Origin of the sequence: Epilithonimonas bovis DSM 19482 (genome assembly GCF_900108115.1) — a bacterium.
Lineage (GTDB): Bacteria > Bacteroidota > Bacteroidia > Flavobacteriales > Weeksellaceae > Epilithonimonas > Epilithonimonas bovis.
Window position 1 is genome coordinate 19,483 of sequence record NZ_FTPU01000005.1, and the last position, 24,630, is coordinate 44,112.

The window sequence follows — 24,630 nt, forward strand, 5'->3', positions numbered from 1 at the left end:
TTTACTTCCTTTTGGAATCCGTCTTAGCCTGATAACATTGGCGATATTTATTTTCTCATTTTGAGATAATACTATAATTTGTATATTTAGCATTCAAAAAAAGTATTAGTAAATAAAATGTTATGCTCAAAAAAATAATGGTTTTGTCAATGCTGGGTTGTATGGCACAATTTGGTTTTGCACAAAAAAAATTACCAGTTTATCTGGATGATTCCAAACCCGTAGAACAACGTATAGATGATGCTCTGGCAAAGATGACTTTGGAGGAAAAAATAAATTTAATCCATGCGCAGTCTAAGTTCAGTTCACATGGTGTCCCAAGGCTTGGCATCCCTGAACTTTGGACAGCAGACGGCCCGCACGGCGTACGTTCTGAAGTGCTATGGGACGAGTGGGATCAGGCCGGATGGACCAATGACTCAATTATTGCTTATCCTGCTTTGACGGCGCTTTCTGCGACATGGAACAGGAATATGTCATCTGTCTATGGGAAATCTCTTGGAGAAGAAGCACGATACCGTAAAAAAGATGTTATACTGGGACCCGGTGTTAACATTTACCGTACACCGTTGAACGGCCGTAATTTTGAGTACATGGGCGAAGACCCTTTCCTGACTTCTCAGATGGTTGTCCCTTATATCAAAGGTGTTCAGTCCAATGGTGTTGCAACGAGCGTGAAGCATTTTGCCCTGAACAATCAAGAAACATTCCGCCATACAAGCAACGTAATTTTGGATGACCGGGCATTGTATGAGATTTATCTGCCGCCCTTCAAAGCAGCAGTTCAGGAAGGCGATTCCTGGACGATTATGGGAGCTTATGATCTTTATAAAGGTCAGCATGCCAGCCACAATCAATATTTATTAAATGACATCCTGAAAGGCGAATGGGGATATAAAGGTGTGGTGATCTCGGATTGGGGCGCTGTTTTGGATACCGATCAGGCCATTCATAATGGTTTGGATTTAGAATTTGGATCATGGACCAATGGACTGTCAAAAGGTACCAGTAATGCTTATGATAATTATTATCTGGCAAAACCATACCTTGATTTGATTAAGTCTGGGAAGGTTGGGACCAAAGAACTGGATGACAAAGTAAGGCGGGTTTTGGGGCTGGCTTATAAGACATCCATGAATAGGAATAAACCATTTGGTTCTATTGCTTCAGAAGATCATATGGCAGCCGCTAAACAGATCGCAACAGAAGGCATCGTTCTTCTTCAGAACCAAAAATCAACCCTGCCAATCAATCTTTTAAAAACTAAAAAGATTGCTGTGATAGGAGAGAACGCGATTAAAATGATGACCGTAGGTGGCGGAAGTTCTTCCCTGAAAGTGAAATACGAGACTTTACCTCTGGATGGCATCAAACAACGTTTTGGGAAGCAGGCAGATGTGGTCTATGCAAGAGGGTATGTGGGCGACGTTGGCGGGGATTACAACGGGGTGAAATCCGGGCAGGATCTCAAAGAAACGCGTTCTTCCGCCGAACTGATTGCTGAAGCAGTAAAATTGGCTAAAGAATCTGATTTTGTAGTGTTTGTAGGTGGCCTTAATAAAAGTGATCATCAGGACGCAGAAGGCATGGATAGGGAAAGCTATGGTTTGCCCTACAATCAGGATGCGGTCATCTCTGCACTGGCTAAGGCCAATAAAAATCTTGCCGTTGTTTTGGTTTCCGGTAATGCCGTAGCTATGCCGTGGATCAAAGAAGTGCCGTCGGTTGTTCAATCGTGGTATCTGGGGTCAGAATCAGGGCATGCCATTGCGGCAATTTTGGCTGGCGATGCCAATCCTTCCGGCAAATTGCCTTTTACTTTTCCTGTGAAATTAGAAGATAATTCGGCGCACGCTTTAGGCGAGTATCCGGGGAATAAACAAGAACTGGCCGCCGGAAAAGGTAAAGATTTAAGAGATCCTATTAATATTACTTATAATGAAGGGATTTTTGTAGGCTACCGTTGGCATGATACACAACATATCAAACCTTTATTCAGTTTCGGACATGGATTGAGTTACACAAATTTTCAATATGGAAGTGAAAGCCGATAAATCTGAAATGACTGCCGATGATACAATTACTTTTACAGTCAATGTAAAAAACACAGGTAAAGTGGATGGTGCAGAAGTGGTGCAGCTGTATGTCAGCGACCTTAAATCCTCGTTACCAAGGCCACTGAAAGAACTGAAAGGCTTTGATAAAGTCTTCTTAAAAGCCGGGGAATCCAAAGATGTAACTATTACTATTGATCAATCTGCATTAAGTTTCTTTGATCCGGTGAAACACGATTGGGTTGCAGAACCGGGAGAATTCGAAGTGTTGGTAGGTAGTTCATCTTCTGATATTAGGACAACAGCAAAATTTACTTTAAGATAACTTACAGTTTTAATAAAAAGAAAGGATGGTAATACAATTGCCATCCTTTTTTTTATTTTAAAATTTAAATTCGTCCGTCAGCTTTTTATCTTCGTCTAGCCGGGCTTTCAGTTTTTCCAATCCTTCAAATTGGATCTCGTCATGCAGAAAATCCCTGAATTTTACAGTAATCTCTTTCCCGTAGATGTCCTGATCAAAATCAAGAATATAAACTTCGGTGTGGAGTGACTGGTTTTTATCGTCAATAGTTGGGTTGGTCCCGATACTCAACATCCCTTTGTAAAATTGTTGATCAACAAAAACCTCTACAATATAAGCCCCGTTTTTAGGAAGCAGTTTGTTAACAGGTACCTCGATATTTGCGGTAGGATAACCAATTGTTCTGCCCAATTTTTTACCATGGATCACTTTACCCGTCAGTGGATAATGGTAACCCAGCATTTGGTTAGCTTCTTTAATTTTCCCTTCGGAGAGTGCCTGTCTTATTTTAGTGGAGCTGATATTGAGCTGATTGCTTTTTACAGCCTCCAGCTGGTCAACTCTGAATCCTAAATCACCGGAAAGTGCCTTCAGCAGATTAAAATCACCGCTTTTGTTCTTTCCAAATGTATGATCATAACCAATAATAATATGTTTAACATTCAGTTTTTCCACCAGTATTTTTTCACAAAAATCAGCACCTGAAAGATTTCGGAATTCTTCATCAAAGGTTTTAAGGAAAATGTTCTGTATGCCGCTTTTGTCGAGTAACTCCAGTTTTTCTTCCAGCGTATTCAGCATTTTGACATCATCATCGGGATTCAGAAATTTTCTGGGATGCGGCCAAAAACTGAGGATGGCAGACTCCAGATGTTCTTTTTCTGCAATCTCATTAAGTTGCCTAATGATGGATAAATGCCCGAGATGAACCCCGTCAAACATACCCAAAGATAATGCTAATGGGTTGTGGGAACTGTAATCTGTAAAGTCTCTGATGATTTTCAAACTCTCAATTTTAGGGCAAATATATTTGAATTTTGCCGGAGGTAAAAATACACTTAAAATTAGTGTTGCAAATTGTTAAACAAATATGATAAAAATCTTTTTTTCTTACAATGCTGATTTGCGAAGTTTTATTATCTTTGCGCACAAGTAAAAATTTAGTAATGGCAAACCTAATTAAAGGAAAAATTTCACAAATTATTGGACCGGTGATCGACGTGGTTTTTAATGAAGTTGAAGAATTACCAAAAATATATGACGCTCTAATAATCACTAAGCATAACGGCGAAAAAGTGGTTTTGGAAGTTGAGCAACACATTGGCGAAGATACAGTAAGATGTATTGCAATGGATGCTACAGATGGTCTTCAGAGAGGGCAGGATGTTCAGGTAACTGGGAGACAGATCACAATGCCCGTAGGTGAGGAAGTTAATGGCCGTCTTTTCAACGTGGTTGGAGATGCAATTGACGGAATCCAGAATTTGTCAAAAGAAAACGGTTTGCCAATCCACAGAGAAGCACCAAAATTTGACCAGCTTTCCACTTCGGCAGAAGTACTTTTTACGGGGATCAAAGTTATCGACCTTGTAGAGCCTTATGCCAAAGGTGGTAAAATTGGATTGTTCGGTGGTGCCGGTGTAGGAAAAACAGTATTGATCCAGGAGTTGATCAACAATATCGCAAAAGGCCACGGTGGTCTTTCTGTATTCGCAGGAGTAGGAGAAAGAACCAGAGAAGGGAATGACCTTTTGAGAGAGATGTTGGAATCCGGGATTATCAAATATGGTGATGAGTTTATGCACTCTATGGAAAACGGCGGATGGGATATTTCCAAAGTTGACTTAGAAGTAATGAAGGATTCAAAAGCTGCTTTCGTATTCGGACAGATGAATGAGCCGCCAGGAGCAAGAGCAAGAGTTGCATTGTCTGGTTTGACATTGGCTGAATATTATAGAGATGGCGGTGAATCAGGACAAGGTAGAGATGTATTGTTCTTTGTAGATAACATCTTCCGTTTTACACAGGCTGGTTCTGAGGTATCTGCACTATTGGGTCGTATGCCTTCTGCGGTGGGTTACCAACCAACATTAGCATCAGAAATGGGTGCGATGCAGGAGCGGATTACGTCGACCAAAAATGGATCTATTACATCAGTGCAGGCAGTATACGTACCTGCGGATGACTTAACTGACCCGGCTCCGGCAACTACATTTGCCCACTTGGATGCAACAACTGTATTAGACAGGAAAATTGCTTCATTAGGTATTTACCCGGCAGTAGATCCATTGGCTTCTACATCCAGAATCCTGGCTCCGGAAATCATTGGTGAAGAACATTATAACTGTGCACAGAGAGTCAAAGAGATTCTACAGAGATACAAGGCATTGCAGGATATCATCGCAATCCTTGGTATGGAAGAATTGTCCGAAGAAGATAAACTGGTTGTTTACAGAGCCAGAAAAGTACAGAGATTCTTGTCTCAGCCTTTCCACGTTGCAGAACAGTTTACAGGTATCCCTGGATCTTTGGTCGATATCAAAGATACCATCAAAGGATTTAATATGATCATTGATGGAGAATTGGATCAATATCCTGAAGCTGCATTCAACCTAAAAGGAACTATCGAAGAAGCGATTGAAGCAGGACAAAAAATGTTAGCTGAAAACGCGTAATTGTTAGACACAAGATATCAGATTATAGACATAAGGCTTTAATGTCTGAAATCTGAAGTCTGAAATCTTTAAATCTAAAAGAATGAATATAAAAATTTTAACTCCGGAGAATGTTGTTTTTGAAGGGGAGGTAGAATCAGTTTTGCTTCCAGGTAAAAGCGGCGAATTCCAGATTTTCAAAAATCACGCGGCGATTGTTTCTGCTTTGGTTGGTGGAAAAGTGAAGATTTATACAGATAATGTAAAATCTCCATTTTCAAAATACTTTACTAAAGAGAATGAAGCTAAATCAGCTTTTTCCTATACAATCAAAAGCGGGGTTTTAGAATTTAATAATGATAAAGGCATTATTCTTTGCGAATAACCTCTTGAATATATAAAATAAAAGCGGATCAACAGCAGTTGCATCCGCTTTTTTGTGAATTATAAATAACCGTTTTAGCTCAAAATATACTTAATTTTAACCGCAAAGTCAAAAAACAGCATCTTATAACCAGCACACTATCTGTATGTAAGGATGTCAAAAGATGCAGAATTTAAAATTAATAATAAGAGTAGAGTATTTATCGGGAAAAGAGATTATCTTTAGGTTCTTTTATTTTAATAAAGACTGATTATGATGAACGATGTACAATCGAAAAGGACTTATACAGTTCCTTTAATTACGATTACGCTTTTATTCTTTATGTGGGGTTTCATCACCTGCATGAATGACATCCTTATTCCTTATCTTAAACAACTCTTCAGCCTGACATTCTTTCAGTCTATGCTGGTGCAGTTCTGTTTTTTTGGAGCTTATTTTATAGGTTCATTGATTTATTTTTTAATTTCGACCACTAAAGGCGACCCTATTGATAAAGTCGGTTATAAAAAAGGAATACTCTTCGGGATTTTCCTTGCCGCTTTTGGATGTATTTTATTTTATCCGGCTGCCAGTTTCGCTTCTTATCCACTGTTTTTAGGAGCCTTGTTTATCTTAGGTTTGGGCTTCACAGTATTGCAGATTACCGCTAATGCTTATGTTTCCTTGCTGGGGCCAGAAGATTCAGCCTCCAGCCGCCTCAATATGACGCAGGCTTTCAACGCTTTCGGAACAACTATTGCGCCGGTATTGGGCGGGCATTTGATCTTCGAATTGTTTTCAGCACCAGACGGATCGTTTAGCGCAACAGCTACCAAAATTCCGTATCTTATTTTTGCGGCCATCTTATTATTGGTTGCGGTAATGATTTCACGTGTCAAGTTGCCGGATTTCAAAGTTGAAGGTGAAGAATTGGTAAAAGGCTTTGGGGCATTACAGCACAACCATCTGAAATTTGGTGTATTGGCCATGTTCTGTTATGTTGGTGGGGAAGTGGCCGTCGGCAGTTTTATCATTAGCTTTTTGGAGCAACCTCAGGTTATGAACCTGTCCGAAGTCGTAAGCAAAAACTATCTCTCTTTATATTGGGGCGGCGCTATGATTGGCCGTTTCTTAGGTGCGATATCACTTAACCATTCCATAAGCCAGGGTAAAAAAGCAATCTATATGCTGGGTGCAGCAGCAGCAGTGTTCCTGGTTATTTTCAGTATTGTGGATTTATCATTTGCGCAGATCAGTTTCTTCCTTGTATTTATAGCACTCAATTTTGTGGCCTTTTATATAGGTAAATCTGCTCCTGCAAGAACATTATCCATATTTGCCGGCATCAATGTTTTACTATTAATTTCAGCCATGCTGAACCATGGAGAATTGGCAATGTACAGTATCTTGGGAATCGGGATATTTAACTCGATCATGTTTTCCAATATCTACACATTGGCGATCTCAGGATTAGGAAAATATACCAGCCAGGGTTCATCTTTGGTGGTTATGGCTATTTTGGGTGGTGCAATTGTTCCGATCATCCAGGGTTATCTGGCAGATCAGTTTGGCGTACAGCACTCGTTTGTTATTCCCGTATTCTGTTATATTGTGATTTTGATTTTTGGAGCCTATTGTACCAAATATCTTGGACACGTGAAGCAGGATGCTGATGCCAAATCCGGACATTAATTAATTTTAAAAAAAAAATAACGATGGGTGTAGCAGATCTATTACTAAAAAAGAAAAAGGCTTTGGCCGAGAAAAACCTTAATGATGGTAAAGCCTATATGGAAGCTAATGCCGAAAAAGAAGGTGTTACAACTTTACCAAGCGGCCTGCAATACGAGATTATTACAGAAGGCGATGGTGCAAAACCAAAAGCTAAAGATACGGTGAAGTGTCATTATCACGGTACAACGATAACAGGCGAGGTGTTTGACAGTTCTGTAAAAAGAGGCAAACCGGCATCATTTCCGCTTAACAGAGTTATCTCTGGCTGGACAGAGGCTTTGCAGCTGATGCCTGTAGGAAGCAAATGGAAATTGACTTTACCTCCAAATTTGGCTTACGGTGAAGAACAAATCAGTAAAGAAATTGGGCCCAACAGTACACTCATTTTTGAAGTGGAACTGTTAGGAATCCAATAAAATAAAAAATCCCGAACTAACTGTTCGGGATTTTTATGTTTACAGGCTTAGGATAATGCCGTTGTCCTTAAGCTGTTGTATGGGTCTGGAAAACCAGAAGATTTCAAAATCGTCAAAGTGAGTTTCAAAATCATCCTTCAGTTGTTGTAAGGTGATTTTTCTCTGATTTTGAATTGGGTTTTCATCTAAAATCCGGATCAGCCAATCTGCTTTTTCTTGGTCCAGTTCTATCTTTACGATGTTGGTTTTGAGATGAAAAGTAATCTGTTTGACTTGGCGAGACAATCCTTTTTTTGTTTTGGTCAGATCTTTTGTAATGACATTGCTGTCCATAAAAATAACCTTTGAGCTGCCTTTGAATCCGAAACTGTCTTCTTCTAAAAGGCAGTCATGAATATAATCCGGATGAACGGTTGTCCTTGGAATTTTGAAATCAAACCAGTCCTGCAAAGGGATTTCGAAATTGATCCCATGCATATAATTAAACAATGACTTCTTGAGACCAAAACTAAATTGGCTATGATCGATGCCGGTTTTATCCGTAAAATCTATATCATTGGTGGCAAAGGAAATATCCTGCTTAATAGGAGTGACCCCAAATTCTTCCGGATTAATCCCAACTGGCGCATGTGCTGTCATCGCAAACTGATGCCAGAAGCCACTTTGAAGAATCCCCATTTCAAATAACTGGCGGACCATTTCCAGAGAATCTACCGTTTCCTGAATGGTTTGGGTCGGGTAGCCGTACATCAGATAGGCATGCACCATAATCCCGGCTTCTGTAAAATTTCTTGTTACTTTGGCGACCTGATCCACAGAAACGCCCTTATCAATCAGCTTCAGCAAACGGTCGCTGGCAACTTCTAATCCGCCTGAGACCGCTATGCATCCGGAGAGTTTCAGAAGAAAACACAAATCGCGGGTAAAACTTTTCTCAAACCGAATATTGGTCCACCACGTTACCACCAGATTCCGCTTCAGGATTTCCAGTGCAACTTCTCTCATCAATGCAGGTGGTGCGGCTTCATCCACAAAATGAAATCCTGTCTCTCCGGTGTTGGCTATCAGTTCTTCCATTCTGTCCACCAATATTTTGGCTGACACAGGCTCATAAATTTTGATATAATCCAGTGATATATCACAGAAAGTGCATTTTCCCCAATAGCAACCGTGCGCCATCGTCAGCTTATTCCATCGGCCGTCGCTCCATAAACTGTGCATCGGGTTGGCAACTTCTATAACAGAAATATACTGGTTGAGATGCAAATCAGAGTAGTCTGGCGTCCCTATTTGAGACTGCTTGTAATCATGTCCGGTAGAATTATTTTTATAAACAACCTTGTTATTTTCTAATAAGAATGTCCTTTTATAAAGGCTTTCTCTTTGATTTTCATTGACGGAATCATGCTGAGATTGAGCAATATTTTTAAATAATAATTCGATCGGAAGCTCGCCATCATCCAAAGTGATGAAATCAAAAAATTCAAACACTCTTGTATCTTTTACCTCTCTCAATTCTGTATTGGGGAAACCACCGCCCATTGCCGTCCTGATGTGTGGATACTGTTCTTTGATAAATTGGGCGCAACGGAAAGCCGAATATAAATTACCAGGAAAAGGAACCGAAAAACAGACCATTTTTGGCTGAACAAGGTCAATATTATCTTTCAGAATTTTTAAAGTGAGAGTATCTATATAACTTTCGTCACCGGTTATTTTCTGATAAAGTTCATCAAAAGAATTGGCACTTTTTCCCAGCCTTTCAGCATAGCGGCTAAAGCCAAAATCCGAATCTATATTTTCAACGATATAATCGGAAAGATCCTCCAGATATAAAGTGGCCAGATGCTTCGCCTTGTCCTGTAAACCCATATTGCCAAATGCAAACTCCATATCATCCAGCTGATTGAACCGCGATGCTTCCGGTAGAAAATTCATAGTACAAATTTGCCTGGCCAGTGTGGGATTTTGATTCTGCAGAAAGAGAATCACCTGATCTATGGTCTTGATATAGTCTTCCCTCAACGCAAAAATCCGTTGGGAATTGTCGGAAATGATTTCAAAATCCGGACTGATACCGAAAATATTAATAAGCCCTTCTTTTGAAAAAAGCTGTAAAATAACTTCTATTCCCAGATCTGTCTGATAACTGGATATATCCTTGGTGTTGAGAAACCCCTTGATATAAGCCGTTGCAGGATATGGCGTATTGAGCTGGGTAAAAGGTGGCGTTATAAGGAGAAGATCTTTCAAAAATTATTTTTCGCAAAGATAATACTATTAAAACGTTATCTCAACAAAAGAAAAACTCCAGCATATTATAAAAAATAGGTTGGAGTTCTAGTAGCCTCACCAGGAATCGAACCTGGATCTAAAGTTTAGGAAACTTCTATTCTATCCGTTGAACTATGAGGCCTTAAATTTGGCTTGACAAAATTAGTTAATTTTCGTAAGTCTCAAAAGTTCCATCGGTATAAAAAAAGACAATTCTTCTAATTTCTTTTCGTTGTGCCTTTAAATTGTGACCATTATTTTCTAATCGCTGAGAATCGGATATTTTTTCTTGCGTTTGTCTTTGTACAGTTTTATCAAAATCTCGTGCATTGGAATTTGAAACCGGATCTTTGCCAAAGTTCTCATCGTCCAGCAAAGAAAAAAGATCAGGAAGTGATTTTTTCTCTTTTACTTTTGTTTCTTCATTATTCTTTTCAGTATCTGGTTTTTCAACATCTTTATTGTGGAGCATTTCACCTTTGCCGTTGATCAGCCAGTCCCATTCCAGATCAGGAAAATTGTTCTTGATCTTCATGATAAAGTCCAGAGAAGGCTTGTTTCTCCCGGAGATAATATGAGAGATGCTGGATCGCTGAACTCCAATTTCTTCAGCAAATTCTGCAGGGCTTAACTCTGTATATTCTATTACTTTTGTAATTCTGTCATTAAATTCCATTTCACAAATGTAAAAAATAAATTAGAATATTAAATTACAATTGTAACGCAGATTATTTACTTTTGTAAACCTATTTATATTACGTGTTTCTTATTGGGGATAACGATTCAACTTATTAAGAGACAGTGTTTTATAAGTTAATTTGTAAATAAGTATGCTTACAATTAGAATCTACAGCAGATAGTTGTGGAAAACAGAGTAATCGTAAATAGAGGGTAAAAATAATTCAATACTCCATGATCATAACTCGAATACGAACCATTAACATATACGAGCTCATTAATGCTAATATAAAGCGATATGAATATTAAACTATGATGATGGAACTATAAAACGCTGAAATTGGTACATCACTAAAATAATGTTGAACCGACACAGTACAAAAATCCGCATCGTATATAAGAATATGATGCGGATTTTTAAGTCAAATTTTACCCTGGCTTTTATAAAATAGAAGTTATTATAAGATAGTTGAACGTATAATTTGTTACAAAATGGTAGTTAAATTGAAACATGGATTAAATATGCTGCGGCTTTTTTGCAGGGAAGAGTAGGGAAGCACCAATGCTAATTACCAATATCGAGATGATCACAATCAATGAATGAGAGGTCCCGAAACCGATATCATCCAGATAATGATGGAAGATCATTTTTAGTCCGATAAAGGCTAATAATGCAGCCAGACCAACTTTGAGAAAACGAAATTTATTAACAATACCGGCCAGCAAAAAGAACATAGAACGTAGTCCGATGATTGCAAAAATATTGGAGAAAAACACGATGTAAGGATCCTTAGTGACAGAAAAAATCGCAGGAATACTGTCAACAGCAAAGATAAGATCTGTTAGTTCTATTATAATAAGGACTAGGAAAAGAGGTGTCATCTTCTTTACGCCATCTACAACGGTGAAAAAATGGTTGCCAACAAATTGGTTATGCACCTTAAAGTGCTTTTGTGCAAACTTAACGACGGGATGATGTTGGGGATCAATCTTCTCGTGTTTATTTCTTTCGATAAACATTTTGATACCGGTATACACCAGGAAGGCTCCGAAGATGTACATAATCCAGTCAAATTTCTGAATAAGGGCAGCACCAATAAATATAAAAATAAAACGCATGGCAATGGCTCCAAAAATCCCCCAGAATAAAACCCGATGGTAATTGCTTGGCGCAACACCAAAACCACTAAATATGAGAAGCATTACAAAAATGTTATCCACAGACAATGCATACTCCACAACATAGCCTGTTAAAAACTCCAACCCGAGATTCTTATCATATAACATAATGCTGTATTCCAAATTGCCCGGTACGATCTTGATTGGGTGATGATGTCTCTTGACAATCTCCTGCAAACGCTCCATACTGTCTATACCGTGTATTAGATGGCCATAGTAGGTGAGTAGTATATAAAACCCTAATGCCAGAAGAACCATGAAAACACTCATCAGTCCCGCTTGCTTTAGAGAGACCGAGGCTTTCTTTTTGGTAAAAATCCCAAGATCCAAAACCAGAATCGCCACAATAAAAATTAGAAATCCAATGAGGAATAGAAGTTCGTTGCTCATAACTGTTATTTATTGTCGCAAAAGTAGGGAATTAATTAGAATTTAGCCTTTTACACATTTGTAAAAACTAACAATTTAAAGCTAAAATATTGTTTAGTGAATTGATGAACAGTTCGTGAAATAAGGCTAATTACTCACTTAAAGTAAGATTAAAAATTAGCTTTATATAAAATATTTAAAATACTGGTTTTTAGTTATTTGTATTTTTAAAATAATAATTATTCAATTAACAAAATAATCAACAGACAAACTGTCATCTGAAGGTGTTTAATGTGTTTACAAATGTAATTTGTTTTCAAAAAATATTAATGTTAATTTTGTGAAAGTAAATGAATACAGATATGAGCCTTAATTTCCCTTATGTTAGAAATGTAAACTTCCCAGAACGCTATATTTCTCCGGAAAAACTATCAGAATACTTAGCGAGCAATTACAGCGATTATATAGAACTGATAGGAAGGTCAAGTCTAGGCAGGCCAATTTATATGTTAAGCCTTGGGAAAGGTCGATTAAAGGTGGCTGCATGGTCTCAGATGCACGGCAATGAATCTACGGCAACCCTGGCAATGCTGGATTTACTTGCTATTTTTGAAAATCATCCTGATATAAAAGAAAAGTTGTTTGATCTGATACAACTTGATTTTATCTTTATGTTGAATCCTGATGGTTCCGAAGTCTGGACCAGGCGCAATGCTTATGATATTGACATTAACAGGGATTTCTTACGGACTTCCAGCAAAGAGATGAAAATTCTAAAAAAGCAGATTCTGGAGAACAACTACGATTATCTATTAAATCTTCATGATCAGCGTACCATTTTTACAACCGATGGCGTGCATCCTGCAACGCTTTCTTTTTTGTCGCCATCAGAAAATAAAGACCGGGATATTACAGAAAACAGGAAAAAAAGCATGGCCGTGATTGCCTCTGTATTTTTGCAGATGAAGCAGACGTTGCCCAACCGAATTGCAAAATACACCGATGAGTTTTATCCAACATCCAGCGGTGACAATTTTATGAAAGCAGGAATTCCTACCATATTATTCGAAGGTGGGTTTTATGAGAATGATTTAGAAAGATCCAAAACCCGTGAGTTTTACACAGAAGCGATCTATTATTCTTTAAAAGCTATGTCTGTGCTGCAAGGCGGTACTTTAGGATATGAGACTTATTTTGATATTCCTCAAAACAGAGAATCGCATTTTGATATAATCTACAGAAATGTTAAACTTAACACCGAGTTTGATTGCATTTTGGATATTGCCGTACAGTACAGAGAAATTATGGATGATGATAACCGCCTGACATATGTACCTTATGTCATAGAAGTTGGCGACCTCAATCATAAAAAAGGCTGGCAAGAAATTGACTGTACAGATAAGAAATTTGTTTCTCTTAAAAAATTTCCCAAACTTGATGCTGTTGTCGATTTTACGATTGAAGACAAATAATATAATGTTAGATCTGCAAAATGATAAATCCAGATTGCAGATTTTAATCGCAGGATCTTTATTAATATTAGATATGCTTGAAATTTATAATTAATGATCCTGGAGAATTAAAATTTTATTTTCAGGCTCAATGCTTAAGAAAAATATCTTTTGTTATTATCCAATTTAACATAATATAAATTATAGGACATTTTGAAAATATTATATATCAGCGCCTTATAATGATTAAGGCATTGGTGCTTATCAGGATAATAAAGGTAACCTGACCTATCAGTCACACAAAGCCATTAATTATACCAAAGGTCTCAGGTTTGCACCCTCGGATTGTCAATCATTCAGATAAAAAACAACAGCAGCTAAAAAAGCTGCTGTTATCAAACCCTAAAAAATTTATAATTTATAAAATTATAGTCTGTATAGAATGTGCCGGTGCGGCAAGCTTAGATGATTTGCCCTCAATCCAGAGGTTATAATCTGTATCGGTATCACTCTCATTCATTACGACAACTACCAGTTCGCCATTTTCGTTCAAAAAACTGGTCGACAATAGATAATCTTTGTTGGTGGAACTGCCAACCCGTTGCGCATTTGGTTTTATATATTTTGAGATGTGCCCTATGTAATAATATTCATAGGTATAGTGTAATTCTCCGGTTTTCGTATCGGCAATAACGGGTGCAAAACAGTAGTTGCCAACATGGTTGGGCCCACCTTTCTCATCCAGCAAAATGTTCCAGTCTGTCCATCCGGCAGTACCTTTGTTAAAGTCATTGATCATATTTCGGCCGTACAGTTCTCCTAAACTTACATCGTAAATTTTTGAAAAATCAAATTGTTCTTTGCAACCCTCTGTAAAAATCAGGAATTTATCAGGAAAGGCACGGCGGGTTTCAGAAAGATTATCAAACAGCTGAGATTTGTTATTCCATGTTTCATACCAGTGGTAGCCGATTCCGTGGGCATATTTGGATGTTTCCGGATCCTGCAAAGTGGTGGTAGCTCTCTGGTACAGCAGGTCCCTGTTATGATCCCAAATGATGACCTGTTTGTCTTTGTAGCCATTTTGCCACAAAGTAGGCCCCAGATTATTTTTTAAGAATTTTGCTTCTTCTTCTGCTGTATAGATGCATGATTCCCATTTTTGAGTGGCCATGGCTTCATTTTGAATGGTGAGTCCCCAAACCGGAATTTTTTTCTTCTCATATTCCTGAATAAAACGGATATAATAATTGGCCCATATCTGGTAATATTTGTTCAGTAACCGGCCTCCCTGCAACATACTGTTGTTAGATTTCATCCATGCGGGAGGACTCCAGGGGCTGAAAAAAAATTTGAAATTTTTGGGATCGATCCTCTGTTGCGCCAACTTAATCAACGGAATTTTAAACCGTTCATCATGTTGGATGTCAAAAGATTTGAGTGATGTATCATTATCCTTGATATAAGTATAACTGTCGCTGGAAAAATCGCAGGAGTTCATATTGGTTCTGATCATAGTGTAGCCCAATCCGGTTTTGCCATAATAAGCTTCCAAAAGTTCTTCCTGCTTGTGTTTAGGCAACTTCGCAAAAACCTCTGCAGAAGCATCTGTAATGGCACCGCCAATCCCTATTAATTTTTGATATTTAAAATCCGGATCTACAAAAACGCAGACATCGGTCTCTTTTGGTTGTGGAAAATCCACGAATTTTGCATTAGGCTTCAGGGCAAATTTCTCGTTGTTCTTTTGAGAGGTGATAACCACCCGGCCCTCCTTCATGCCTTTTTTCCAGTAATTCTGGGCATTGGTATTAATAATCATTCCTGTTATTAAGCATGATAATATGATTCTTTTCATTATTGGTTATAGAATGATATTTGGTTATTTAATTAATTTATAAATTCTGACGTAATCAATGAGAAATTTTTGAGGATAAATACCGGAATCAACGCCTTCTTTCCCACACCAGTTTCCGCCAACAGCCTGATTGATGATCAAATAAAAGGGCTGGTCAAATGGCCACGACTCGTAGGTTTTTTCTGTATTGACATAAGTGAAATAATGATGGTTATCCACATACATCTCTATTTTATCAGGACTCCAGTCCGCTCTGTAAATATGAAATTTTTTGGTAGCATCCTTCACAATGATGGTATCGGTCTTTTGGGTTCCTATTATATGGTTGTACTTTTTGGTATGTACAGATCCGTGGATAAAACCCTCGTGATAGCCAACGTGTTCCATAATATCAATTTCGCCATCATCTGGCCATTTTTTTAAATTTTGGCTCAGCATCCATATTGCAGGCCATGTCCCTTTGCCTTTTGGTAATTTTGCACGTACCTCTATACTCCCATATTGGAAAGGAAAAGTATTTTTGGTAACCAATTTGGCAGAAGTATAATCCCGATTTTCCCATTTTTCTTTTCGGGCTTCTATAATAAGATGTCCGTCCTCTACCCTTGCATTATCTGTTCTGTTATTGGTATAAAACTGCAATTCATTGTTTCCAAAACCGTTACCGCCAACTTCGCAGGTCCATTTGGCAGGATCGGGTAAACCTGGTTGGTTAAATTCATCATGCCAAACCAGCTTTTTCCCATTATGATACGTTTTGCAGGACAGCATGGCTAAAGCTGCAATCAGCTGCAAAGTAGTTCTGATACTCATTAAATGTTATTATTAAAACGCAAATGTTGCCACCGACTGTGGTGAAATGGCAGTAGCTGCGCTTTTTCCATTATAACGGATATTAAAGTTTTCGGTTGCGGTTCCTTCGTTAAGGACAATCAAGGCCACCTTACCGGAAGGCGTCAGAAACGCAACAGAACTTAGGTTGCCGGGTTGTGTAGAGGCGATCCTTTGCGAGTTTTGAGGAACAAATTTGGATGCATGTGCTATAATATAATAAGCTACATTTCGGGTAAACATTTCACTTGTATTAATGGTAATAGCCCCTTTGCATTCGGTACAGCCACCATCAGTATGCGGCTGGTAAGCAGCATCATTGGCAACATTCCATTCCAGTGCGTTTTTACTCCAGTTCCTCATCGCTCCTATAATTACATTTTTGGTATGCCAAATAAGATCACCGGAAAAAGAAGATGTAGAGCCTGTCCACTGTTCGGTAAAGTAAAGGTTTTTGTTAGGATAAGCCAAGTGAACATTGCTTAGAACCGAAATATTACCTGCATAAAGATGAAAAGCTGAACCATCCACATATTTAGCGGCATCGGCATCTGCAAGGATATCCATGGGATAATCCGGCCTGTCACAATTGTGATCGTACAAAATAATTTTGGTACTGATATTAGCTGCCTGAAAAGCCGGGCCCAAATGATTTTTAATAAATTCGCCCTGCTGGGCTGACGTCATATACATACTGGGATTGTTACCGGGATGCAAAGGCTCATTCTGAGGCGTGATAGCATCAATAGTAATGCCCTGCGCTTTCATTGCCTGGATGTATTTTACAAAATACTGTGCATAGACACTGTAATATTGAGGCAATAGGCTACCGCCAACACTGCTTGCATTGTCCTTCATCCAAACTGGTGGCGACCATGGGGTGGCTATAATTTTTATGGATGGATTGATGGTTAGGATTTTTTTCAGCATATCTATCAGTGCCTGGTCTTTTGATAAAGAGAACTGAGATAATGTAGGATCTGTCTGTCCTGCAGGCATATCATCATAAGAGAACACGCTGGCATTAAGGTCTGAGGCGCCAATGCTTAGCCTGAGGTAACTCACTGCAATAGAATTGCCATTGGAAGAGAATAAATCCTGCAGTAATTCTTCTTTTTTGGTTGCGGAAAGCTGGCTTCAAACCAAAAATGGGACAAAATGTTCATTTCAATGCGTAATTAATTTATTTTCAATAAGTTAATTTTATCCATATCGAATGGTGGCGTATCTATATTAATACTTTGATATTATAAAAGATCGTATTAAATTTGATGATATTTTATACATGAAGTTACCCCTAGAACTAGAAGACCAAAATGTAAAAGAGGTTCTTTACAATATAAACGATATCAGTATAATAGGGGTCAGTCGACGAAATGGAAAATTTAGCACAGTAATGATACAGTTAATCAGTTGTCATTTTCTTAGAGATCTGCCCCCTACTATCCTAATCTTCTGATTCCATTCTGAAATTAAAATCTCAATAATTACATAACACATCTCACTGCTATTTTATCTCTACTAAAATATCTTTAGAAAAACTTAAGAGTACGCTAAGAAAATTCAAATACTACTTTTATAATCTTTGTTCAAAAGTATATTATGATTAGTTCAACACATTTACATGCTATGGTCATCCATTTTCCCATTGCATTACTTCTTATTGGTTTTTTTAGTGATTTAATTGGTATTATATTTAAGAAAATATTTTTTAATCATACAGCATTTTACTTATTAATTTTGGGTACATTTGGTACAATAATTTCTTATTTTTCGGGTGATTTTGCAGGTGAAGGTATGGAAAGTGGAACATTAGGCAAAGCAATTGAAATGCATGCAGATGCAGCGCTTTTAACAGTATGGCTTGCTATTACCACAGCTATTTTATATACTGTCGTTGATGTATTTAGATTTACTGACAAATGGCTAAAACTCATCCGTTTTCTAGTATTTGCCATTTTAATTGGATGTGTTTCTCGTACCGCTTATTTAGGAGGACAGCTAGTTTACAGTCACGGTGCAGGCGTAGAACTGGCATTACCTAATTTTAATGAAAATGAGAGCAATTCTAATCCAGAATAATTATTTAAAATTATGAGAATTTTACTAGTAGAAGATGAACCTTCAATCTCTGGCTTTTTAAAAGAAGGACTGGAAGAAGAAGGTTTTGCAGTAGATGTTGCTGATAACGGAAGAGTGGGTTTAGAATTAGCCCTAGATTTGGTAAATGAATATGATATTCTATTGCTGGACTGGATGCTTCCTGGTGTAAGTGGAATAGAAATTTGTAGGAATGTTAGAAAAGTAAACAAACGAGTGCCCATTATTTTTTTAACCGCCAAGGATACCGTAGATGATACTGTTTTTGGTTTAGAAACAGGGGCTAATGATTATTTAAAAAAGCCTTTTGCTTTTGAAGAATTACTTGCAAGAATAAGGGTATTGATGCGAAATAGTACAGGTGAACAATCCCAATTTACATTTCGAGATATTGCAATGGATATTGATGCACATCAAGTAACTAAAGACGGAAAAGAAGTTATACTCACCCAAAAAGAATTTGGGTTATTAGAATTATTGCTGCGTAACAAGGGAAAAGTATGTCGCCGTTCCAGGATTATGGAAAAAATATGGGACATTCATTTTGATAAAGACACTGCGGTTATCGATGTTTTCATCAATGGATTACGAAAAAAATTAGATACTGATGGTAAAGAATCTATCATTCAAACTATTAGAGGGGTTGGATATAGAATTAATGATAACGAATGAGGTTAAGTTTCAAAAAAAGAATAGCGACTTATAATTTGATCGCAATTGCCGTCTTGACCGCGATTGCTTTTGTCGTTATTTATGGTGTAGTTTATTATACTTCTTACAAGCATTTAGATGAGGATATTATTACAGAAAAAAACGAAGTTTTTGCTAATTTAGATTGGGACGATGACCAAATCATAATGAATAAAATGCCAGAATGGGAAGAAGCAGAACACAGTCAAATAGAAGTAAATCCTACATTTATACAAATAGTGGATTTGAAAGGGAACACTATTTTCAAATCTATCAATTTACAAGGCAGTCACTTTCTTTTTAACCCCAAAAATAAATCAACGGTCTTTTATAACGCAACGATTAATAATCAAAAAATAAGACAAGGTCAATTTCCTGTATTTAATAATAATCATAAAATAATAGGACAATTAACAATTGGCGTTTCACAGCAAGAATCTTACAATGTTTTACATAACTTATTGATAGTTTTAATTTTAACGTATTGTGCTATTCTATCCATTTTATATTTTATTATGTCTTTTGTGGCTTCCAAAGCTATTGCACCCATACATCAATTGATTGATTCAGCTTCACAAATTGATTATACCAATATTAATTCCCGATTACCATTACCTGAAAATCAAGATGAAATACACCAATTGGCAACTACCATAAATCAACTTTTGAACAGGTTAGAAAATAGTTTTTACCAGCAAAAACAATTTACATCAGATGCTTCTCACGAGATGCAAACCCCTTTGGCTGCAATAAAAGGAATTATAGAAGTACTTCTAAGAAAACCCCGAACTGCCGAACAATATGAAGTAAAAATGCAGGAAGTACTGCATCAAACCAATAGGTTATCACAATTACACAATCAATTGTTGCAACTTGCCCGTTTAGAATCCAGCGTTCTTATTGCGAATAAAGAACCTGTAATTCTGTATACAGCCATTGGAAAAAGTATCAAAAATAACGAATCACTCATCACAAAAAATAGCATACATATCCATAATAATCTTCAGCAAGAAGCTATCGTTTCTGCAGATATTCTTTTATTAGAAATGATTCTCGATAACCTCATTTCTAATGCCATAAAATACAACAAAACAGATGGGAATATTTACATTTCCTGGAATTCTTCTGATCAAATTTTATGCGTAGAAGATGATGGTATTGGAATAGAATCGGATAAATTACCCTTACTATTCAATAGGTTTTATAGAGTTGATGACTCCAGAAATTCTCAAATACCTGGAAACGGAATAGGTCTTTCCATTGTAAAAAGATTGTGTGAAGTACAAAACATCGCCCTTACCGTAAATAGCGTCAAAGATCAGGGCACCTCATTCTGTTTACAATTTATTTCCTAAAAAACTTTAGTTGATTTTAAGAATTCACTTAGAAAACTAAAAGATAGCCAGTGTTACCTTTGTGGTATAAATAATCTTAAAATCAATTAAATTATGAAAACGCAAACCATCACCCTTGCATTACTTCTTGTATTATTAAGTTTTACTTCTTGTAAAAAAAATGAAAAATCAACGTCAGAAGCATCTATTAAAAAAGTAGATACAACTAAGCAGTACCAAAACACAAAAACTACAACTTCTGAGAATGAAGGGAACGAAACTTACGAAAAAAAAGAAACTGGTGAAGTCAACGAAAGAAAAGAAAATAGTGAAGCAGGTGAAAAAAATGAAGCTAACGAAAAAAATGAGAACAAGTAAACTCATCATTGATAAAAAAATATGAAACCTATTATTTTCAAAACTCAAAAAGGCAGATCTATTATTATAAATAATAAATTTGCTATCCTAGCAAGTCTTGTTCTAGTTGCCTCTCTTTTTTTGAATTCTTGTAAAAAATCAAATGAGAATAATAACGAAATGAAACCTCCAACTGAAGCAGGTACTACAAATCAAGAATCTTCAGAGCAAAAAGCAATTTCTGTAGAACAGGCAAAGGTAAAAACAGTCGCCAATATGCAAGAAGCATTTAATGGTGAATCAAATGCAACCGCTCGATATGCTGCTTTTTCTAAAAAAGCGGAAGAAGAAGGATTTAAAGAAATTGCATTGCTATTCAAAGCAGCATCTTTGGCTGAAAAAATACACGCTAACAATCACAAAGCGGTATTGGAAGAGATGGGAGTTGTAGTAAAAACACCAACTATTGACGTAAAAGTACAATCTACCAAAGAAAACTTAGAATTTGCGATAAAAGGAGAAGCTTATGAAGCTGCGACGATGTACCCCACATTTCTTAAAGAAGCAAATGCAGCAGGAAATCAATTGGCTTTAATGAGCTTGAATTATGCTTATAAAACCGAGAAAAAACATAAAGAACTTTATGTACTTGCATTGGCTGCACTAAACGGCAATAAAACAAACACTTTGGCTTCTACTTATTTTGTTTGCCCTACTTGTGGTAATACGTATGAAACAACAGCACCAAAACGCTGCGGAATTTCTATGACAAGTGGCGAGAAATTTATTAAAATCAATTCACTTTAAAACGTAGAAATAATGGATCAAACACATATACATTTGCTCATTACTCATCTGCCTATATTTGGTTCGCTTTTGGGAACTTTAGTTTTAGGATATGGTATTTGGAAAAAAAGCAACACAACGAAAACGGCAGCACATTATATCTTTATTATTTCTGCTTTAGGGGCTGTCATTGCCTACATTACAGGAGAAGGTGCAGAAGAAACGGTAGAAAATATACAGGGTGTTTCAGAAAATATAATAGAACAGCACGCAGATTTTGCAGCGTATGCACTTACAGCATTAATTTCTGTAGCAGTTGCTTCGCTCATTACAATATATTTTGAATTTATTAAAAATTCGTTAGCAAAATCATTAACAATGGTAACGCTTTTTTTAGCAATAATCAGTTTTGCTTTAGTGGCTCGAACTGGCTATCTTGGAGGTCAGATAAGACATACCGAAACTTCATCAAGTACAAATGTTCAAAATGGTAATGAAAAAAACAATGAACAAGGTGAAAAACAAGATGATGACGATGATGACTAAAAAACACATTATTTATTGCAAGAATCAATATAAATAGTTGAACTATTCACATAGAATAGTTCTTTTTTCTACTTATTAATTACCTCACATCTTCATTATTGTAGCTATATTTACTACTACAATAATCTTTAAAAAAGCATAAACTATGATAACAATCGACAATTATTTAGATAATCATTACATCCACCGAAGCAATTGGCTGCGAGCAGCAGTTTTGGGAGCAAATGACGGAATTATTTCTATTTCCAGCCTTGCCATAGGAGTTGCAGCAGCAAGTTCTACAAGAGAGCCAATAATTTTAGCTACCGTTGCTGGTTTGGTTGCAGGAGCTTTGTCTATGGCAGCAGGAGAATACGTTTCGGTAAGTTCACAAACCGACACCGAAAAAGCCGATATTGAAAGAGAAATTATAGAGCTAAAAGAAATGCCCGAAGAAGAATTGCAAATATTGGCTCAAATTTATGAAAAGCGAGGTCTTAAAAAAGAAACCGCATTGCAAGTAGCAATAGAACTTACAGAAAAAGATGCATTAGCAGCACACATTAGAGATGAATTGGGGATTAATGAAATCAGTCAAGCAAATCCCATTCAAGCAGCATTAGCATCGGGTGCAGCTTTTACGGTGGGCGGTGTTTTGCCACTTTTAGTCATACTTTTTGCTCCGGTAAAAGGAATGGAATATTGGCTGTATGGCTCTACTATAATTTTCCTTATTATTTTAGGGACAATGGCAGCAAAAACAGGTGGTTCTAATATTCCAAAAGCTATTTTAAGAATTACCATTTGGGGAACTATTGCAATGGTTTTATCAGCTTTAGTGGGTTATATTTTTGGTGTTAAAGTATAAAAAATTAATAGTCAAGTTTAATTAACAAGATTAAAGAATGATAAAAACTGAAAAGCAAGGTTTATTGCAATTACTGAAAATTTCATCTCCGTTTATTGTAATCACTACAATTTATACAATATTGGTACTTGGACTTGAAGAATATTTTGGCGATCATATTTACAAAATATCAGGACAAATCGGTTCTGTATTTGGACTTGCGGTTGCATTTTTCTTGGGTTTTAGAATGAATTCTGCATATGACAGATGGTGGGAAGCAAGAAAAATATTTGGTGAGCTTACAAACAATACAAGAAGTTTTGTAACAAAATTATACGCTTATTATGGTAATAAAGAGAATTTTAATGAAGCAAGGGAATCAGATCTAAAAGCAGGGGCTCAAAGATTAATAGAGCTAAGCATTTTATACATTCGCCAGTTTAAAAATGAAATGCATAGCAATTTTAAACCAAAATTTAATGATGAAGAAGTACAACTGTTGAAAGATTTTAAAGTAAATAGCAGCAATAAAATTTCAAATGAATTTTTATTAGCACTTACAAAAACCATTGAAACAGATTTTGCATCAAAAGCTAATTTTGAAAAAAATGACTTAATGCAGCATATTAATCGTTTCTACGATATTCAAGGTAAAGCAGAAAGAATAAAAAACACTCCTTTTTTAATGATTTACAGTTCTTTTACAAAAATTATTGTGAGTTTCTATGTCATTTTACTTCCATTATTCATTGGCGATATCGATTTGGGTGGAGAAGAAAGCCGTTTTGAGTTATTAGCAATTCCAATTATGGTAATCATTAGTTCTTCTTTTTTAACCATCAATAAATTGGCAAATTTATTCGGAGAGCCATTTTCTGAAAATAAAACATCTGTGACAATTGATGAAATATGTAAGACGATTGAACAAAATTGTATCGAAGTAAAAAATAAACTTTTATAAATTGTTTCAATAAAATTTACTTTAGATTAAAAACGGATAGCTATATTAAAAGTCAGTCTATTTAAATTTAAAATATTAATAGATGTTATCCTTAACGTACAAAATTTTACTTTTCGTCGACTGACCCCAAAGGCTGGGTAGATAGAAAAGGTAAAGAATATTTTGATGAGTAGGTGATAAAGTCTGAGGTTTAAAACCTTAGGCTTTTTTAATTATCTGAAATACAGAGAGTTTTGAACCTTAGCAAATAGACTTAATTGTTGTTTATATACTTCTTGACTTTCTGTACTGTATTTTTGGAGCAATCAGTTAATTTTGCAATTTCAACAATAGTTGGTGGATTTTTTCTTTTTAAATAATTAATAACAGTAGGATATTTAGCTAAAAATTCCTCTGTTGATTCAGTCGTATCCTTCAATCTTCCCTTATAAGTTCCATTGGCTTTTGCAATTTGAATTCCTTCTCTTTGCCTTTCTAATATGGAATTCCTCTCCATTTCGCTGATATTCGCTAAAACACTTATTATCAATTTAAATGTAGGATTCTCTTTCCCTTCAACCAAACTCTCCAAACCTAAATTGTCTACTTTTAAACAAATATTACTTTTGTGTAGTTTTTCAATTGTTTGTAATACATCAAGTGTATTTCTTCCTAATCTATCTATACTGGAAACACTAATATAGTGGATTTCATTTTTTCCAATTTCATTTAGAAGTTCCTTTGCAGAAAACCTCTGACTAAATGGAATTGAGCCACTGATTTTATCGATGTAAATTTTTTCATCCGGATATTGTTTTTCTAGCTGTCTTTCAATTTTTTGATTTAAGGTAGATACCCTAATATATCTTGCTTTCATTTTAATAT

General features: G+C 36.4%; 21 protein-coding genes, 1 tRNA gene and 2 pseudogenes. 14 read left to right on the forward strand and 10 right to left on the reverse strand.

Annotation, left to right across the window (positions count from 1 at the left end):
* The first annotated feature begins 122 nt into the window (after positions 1-122).
* Positions 123-2,379: pseudogene (locus B0B05_RS03225) on the forward strand (glycoside hydrolase family 3 C-terminal domain-containing protein).
* 57 nt (positions 2,380-2,436) lie between these two features.
* On the opposite strand, the gene B0B05_RS03230 reads toward B0B05_RS03225, so the two are convergent.
* Positions 2,437-3,363, reverse strand: coding sequence for a bifunctional riboflavin kinase/FAD synthetase (locus tag B0B05_RS03230; protein WP_076782049.1), 927 nt, complete (start codon positions 3,361-3,363; stop codon positions 2,437-2,439).
* Between the two features lie 161 nt (positions 3,364-3,524).
* Here B0B05_RS03230 and atpD point away from each other — a divergent pair, with 161 nt between their 5' ends.
* From atpD to B0B05_RS03250, 4 genes are all read left to right on the forward strand, one after another.
* A complete protein-coding gene (atpD, locus tag B0B05_RS03235; RefSeq protein ID WP_076782050.1) occupies positions 3,525-5,033 on the forward strand; it encodes a F0F1 ATP synthase subunit beta in 1,509 nt (502 codons plus the stop codon).
* Between the two features lie 82 nt (positions 5,034-5,115).
* Positions 5,116-5,397 (forward strand): FoF1 ATP synthase subunit delta/epsilon, encoded by a 282-nt coding sequence (locus B0B05_RS03240; RefSeq protein ID WP_076782051.1) that lies wholly within the window; start codon positions 5,116-5,118, stop codon positions 5,395-5,397.
* Between the two features lie 252 nt (positions 5,398-5,649).
* Complete coding sequence (locus B0B05_RS03245; RefSeq protein WP_143745932.1) at positions 5,650-7,068, forward strand: sugar MFS transporter; 1,419 nt, start codon at positions 5,650-5,652, stop codon at positions 7,066-7,068.
* 23 nt (positions 7,069-7,091) lie between these two features.
* Positions 7,092-7,526 (forward strand): BamJ family beta-barrel-assembly machinery protein, encoded by a 435-nt coding sequence (locus B0B05_RS03250; RefSeq protein WP_076782053.1) that lies wholly within the window; start codon positions 7,092-7,094, stop codon positions 7,524-7,526.
* Between the two features lie 39 nt (positions 7,527-7,565).
* Here B0B05_RS03250 and B0B05_RS03255 read toward each other — a convergent pair whose 3' ends face one another.
* The 4 genes from B0B05_RS03255 to B0B05_RS03270 all read right to left on the reverse strand — a co-directional run bounded on the left by B0B05_RS03255 (position 7,566) and on the right by B0B05_RS03270 (position 12,047).
* Positions 7,566-9,779, reverse strand: coding sequence for a B12-binding domain-containing radical SAM protein (locus B0B05_RS03255; protein ID WP_076782054.1), 2,214 nt, complete (start codon positions 9,777-9,779; stop codon positions 7,566-7,568).
* Positions 9,780-9,870: 91 nt separating this feature from the next.
* Positions 9,871-9,942: transfer RNA gene (locus B0B05_RS03260), tRNA-Arg, on the reverse strand.
* 24 nt (positions 9,943-9,966) lie between these two features.
* Positions 9,967-10,476: a helix-turn-helix domain-containing protein gene (locus tag B0B05_RS03265; protein ID WP_076782055.1), complete on the reverse strand. Its 510-nt coding sequence runs from the start codon at positions 10,474-10,476 to the stop codon at positions 9,967-9,969.
* A gap of 518 nt (positions 10,477-10,994) precedes the next feature.
* Positions 10,995-12,047 (reverse strand): TerC/Alx family metal homeostasis membrane protein, encoded by a 1,053-nt coding sequence (locus B0B05_RS03270; RefSeq protein ID WP_076782056.1) that lies wholly within the window; start codon positions 12,045-12,047, stop codon positions 10,995-10,997.
* Between the two features lie 341 nt (positions 12,048-12,388).
* Here B0B05_RS03270 and B0B05_RS03275 point away from each other — a divergent pair, with 341 nt between their 5' ends.
* Complete coding sequence (locus B0B05_RS03275) at positions 12,389-13,498, forward strand: M14 family zinc carboxypeptidase (protein WP_076782140.1); 1,110 nt, start codon at positions 12,389-12,391, stop codon at positions 13,496-13,498.
* Positions 13,499-13,895: 397 nt separating this feature from the next.
* Here B0B05_RS03275 and B0B05_RS03280 read toward each other — a convergent pair whose 3' ends face one another.
* From B0B05_RS03280 to B0B05_RS03290, 4 genes and pseudogenes are all read right to left on the reverse strand, one after another.
* Positions 13,896-15,335: a glycoside hydrolase family 30 protein gene (locus tag B0B05_RS03280; protein WP_076782057.1), complete on the reverse strand. Its 1,440-nt coding sequence runs from the start codon at positions 15,333-15,335 to the stop codon at positions 13,896-13,898.
* 24 nt (positions 15,336-15,359) lie between these two features.
* Positions 15,360-16,148, reverse strand: coding sequence for a glycoside hydrolase family 16 protein (locus tag B0B05_RS03285; protein ID WP_076782058.1), 789 nt, complete (start codon positions 16,146-16,148; stop codon positions 15,360-15,362).
* A 12-nt stretch (positions 16,149-16,160) separates the two neighbouring features.
* The gene (locus B0B05_RS17085) at positions 16,161-16,382 is read right to left on the reverse strand and encodes a glycoside hydrolase family 30 beta sandwich domain-containing protein (protein ID WP_317044116.1); all 222 of its coding nucleotides are present in this window, start codon (positions 16,380-16,382) and stop codon (positions 16,161-16,163) included.
* Positions 16,368-17,285, reverse strand: a pseudogene (locus tag B0B05_RS03290) (glycoside hydrolase family 30 protein); the annotation flags it as partial. The gene B0B05_RS17085 and the pseudogene B0B05_RS03290, both read right to left, overlap by 15 nt.
* A 483-nt stretch (positions 17,286-17,768) precedes the next feature.
* Between B0B05_RS03290 and B0B05_RS03295 the strand changes: the two are divergent.
* From B0B05_RS03295 to B0B05_RS03330, 8 genes are all read left to right on the forward strand, one after another.
* On the forward strand, positions 17,769-18,248 hold the full coding sequence (locus B0B05_RS03295) for a DUF2231 domain-containing protein (protein ID WP_076782060.1): 480 nt from the start codon (positions 17,769-17,771) through the stop codon (positions 18,246-18,248).
* Positions 18,249-18,260: 12 nt separating this feature from the next.
* A complete protein-coding gene (locus B0B05_RS03300) occupies positions 18,261-18,938 on the forward strand; it encodes a response regulator transcription factor (RefSeq protein ID WP_076782061.1) in 678 nt (225 codons plus the stop codon).
* Positions 18,935-20,311 carry a sensor histidine kinase gene (locus tag B0B05_RS03305; RefSeq protein ID WP_076782062.1) on the forward strand — a complete coding sequence of 459 codons (1,377 nt, stop codon included), beginning with the start codon at positions 18,935-18,937 and terminating at the stop codon, positions 20,309-20,311. The genes B0B05_RS03300 and B0B05_RS03305 overlap by 4 nt, the downstream gene beginning before the upstream one ends.
* A 93-nt stretch (positions 20,312-20,404) precedes the next feature.
* Positions 20,405-20,668 (forward strand): hypothetical protein, encoded by a 264-nt coding sequence (locus B0B05_RS03310; protein WP_076782063.1) that lies wholly within the window; start codon positions 20,405-20,407, stop codon positions 20,666-20,668.
* Between the two features lie 21 nt (positions 20,669-20,689).
* Positions 20,690-21,454 (forward strand): rubrerythrin family protein, encoded by a 765-nt coding sequence (locus B0B05_RS03315; RefSeq protein ID WP_084173867.1) that lies wholly within the window; start codon positions 20,690-20,692, stop codon positions 21,452-21,454.
* A gap of 12 nt (positions 21,455-21,466) precedes the next feature.
* Entirely contained in the window at positions 21,467-21,979 is a 513-nt protein-coding gene (locus B0B05_RS03320) for a DUF2231 domain-containing protein (RefSeq protein ID WP_076782064.1), read from the forward strand.
* Between the two features lie 145 nt (positions 21,980-22,124).
* On the forward strand, positions 22,125-22,826 hold the full coding sequence (locus tag B0B05_RS03325; protein ID WP_076782065.1) for a VIT1/CCC1 transporter family protein: 702 nt from the start codon (positions 22,125-22,127) through the stop codon (positions 22,824-22,826).
* Positions 22,827-22,863: 37 nt separating this feature from the next.
* Positions 22,864-23,766: a bestrophin family protein gene (locus tag B0B05_RS03330; protein WP_076782066.1), complete on the forward strand. Its 903-nt coding sequence runs from the start codon at positions 22,864-22,866 to the stop codon at positions 23,764-23,766.
* A 253-nt stretch (positions 23,767-24,019) separates the two neighbouring features.
* Here the strand turns inward: B0B05_RS03330 and B0B05_RS03335 are convergent, their stop codons facing one another.
* Entirely contained in the window at positions 24,020-24,622 is a 603-nt protein-coding gene (locus B0B05_RS03335) for a recombinase family protein (protein WP_076782067.1), read from the reverse strand.
* Positions 24,623-24,630 lie beyond the last annotated feature (8 nt).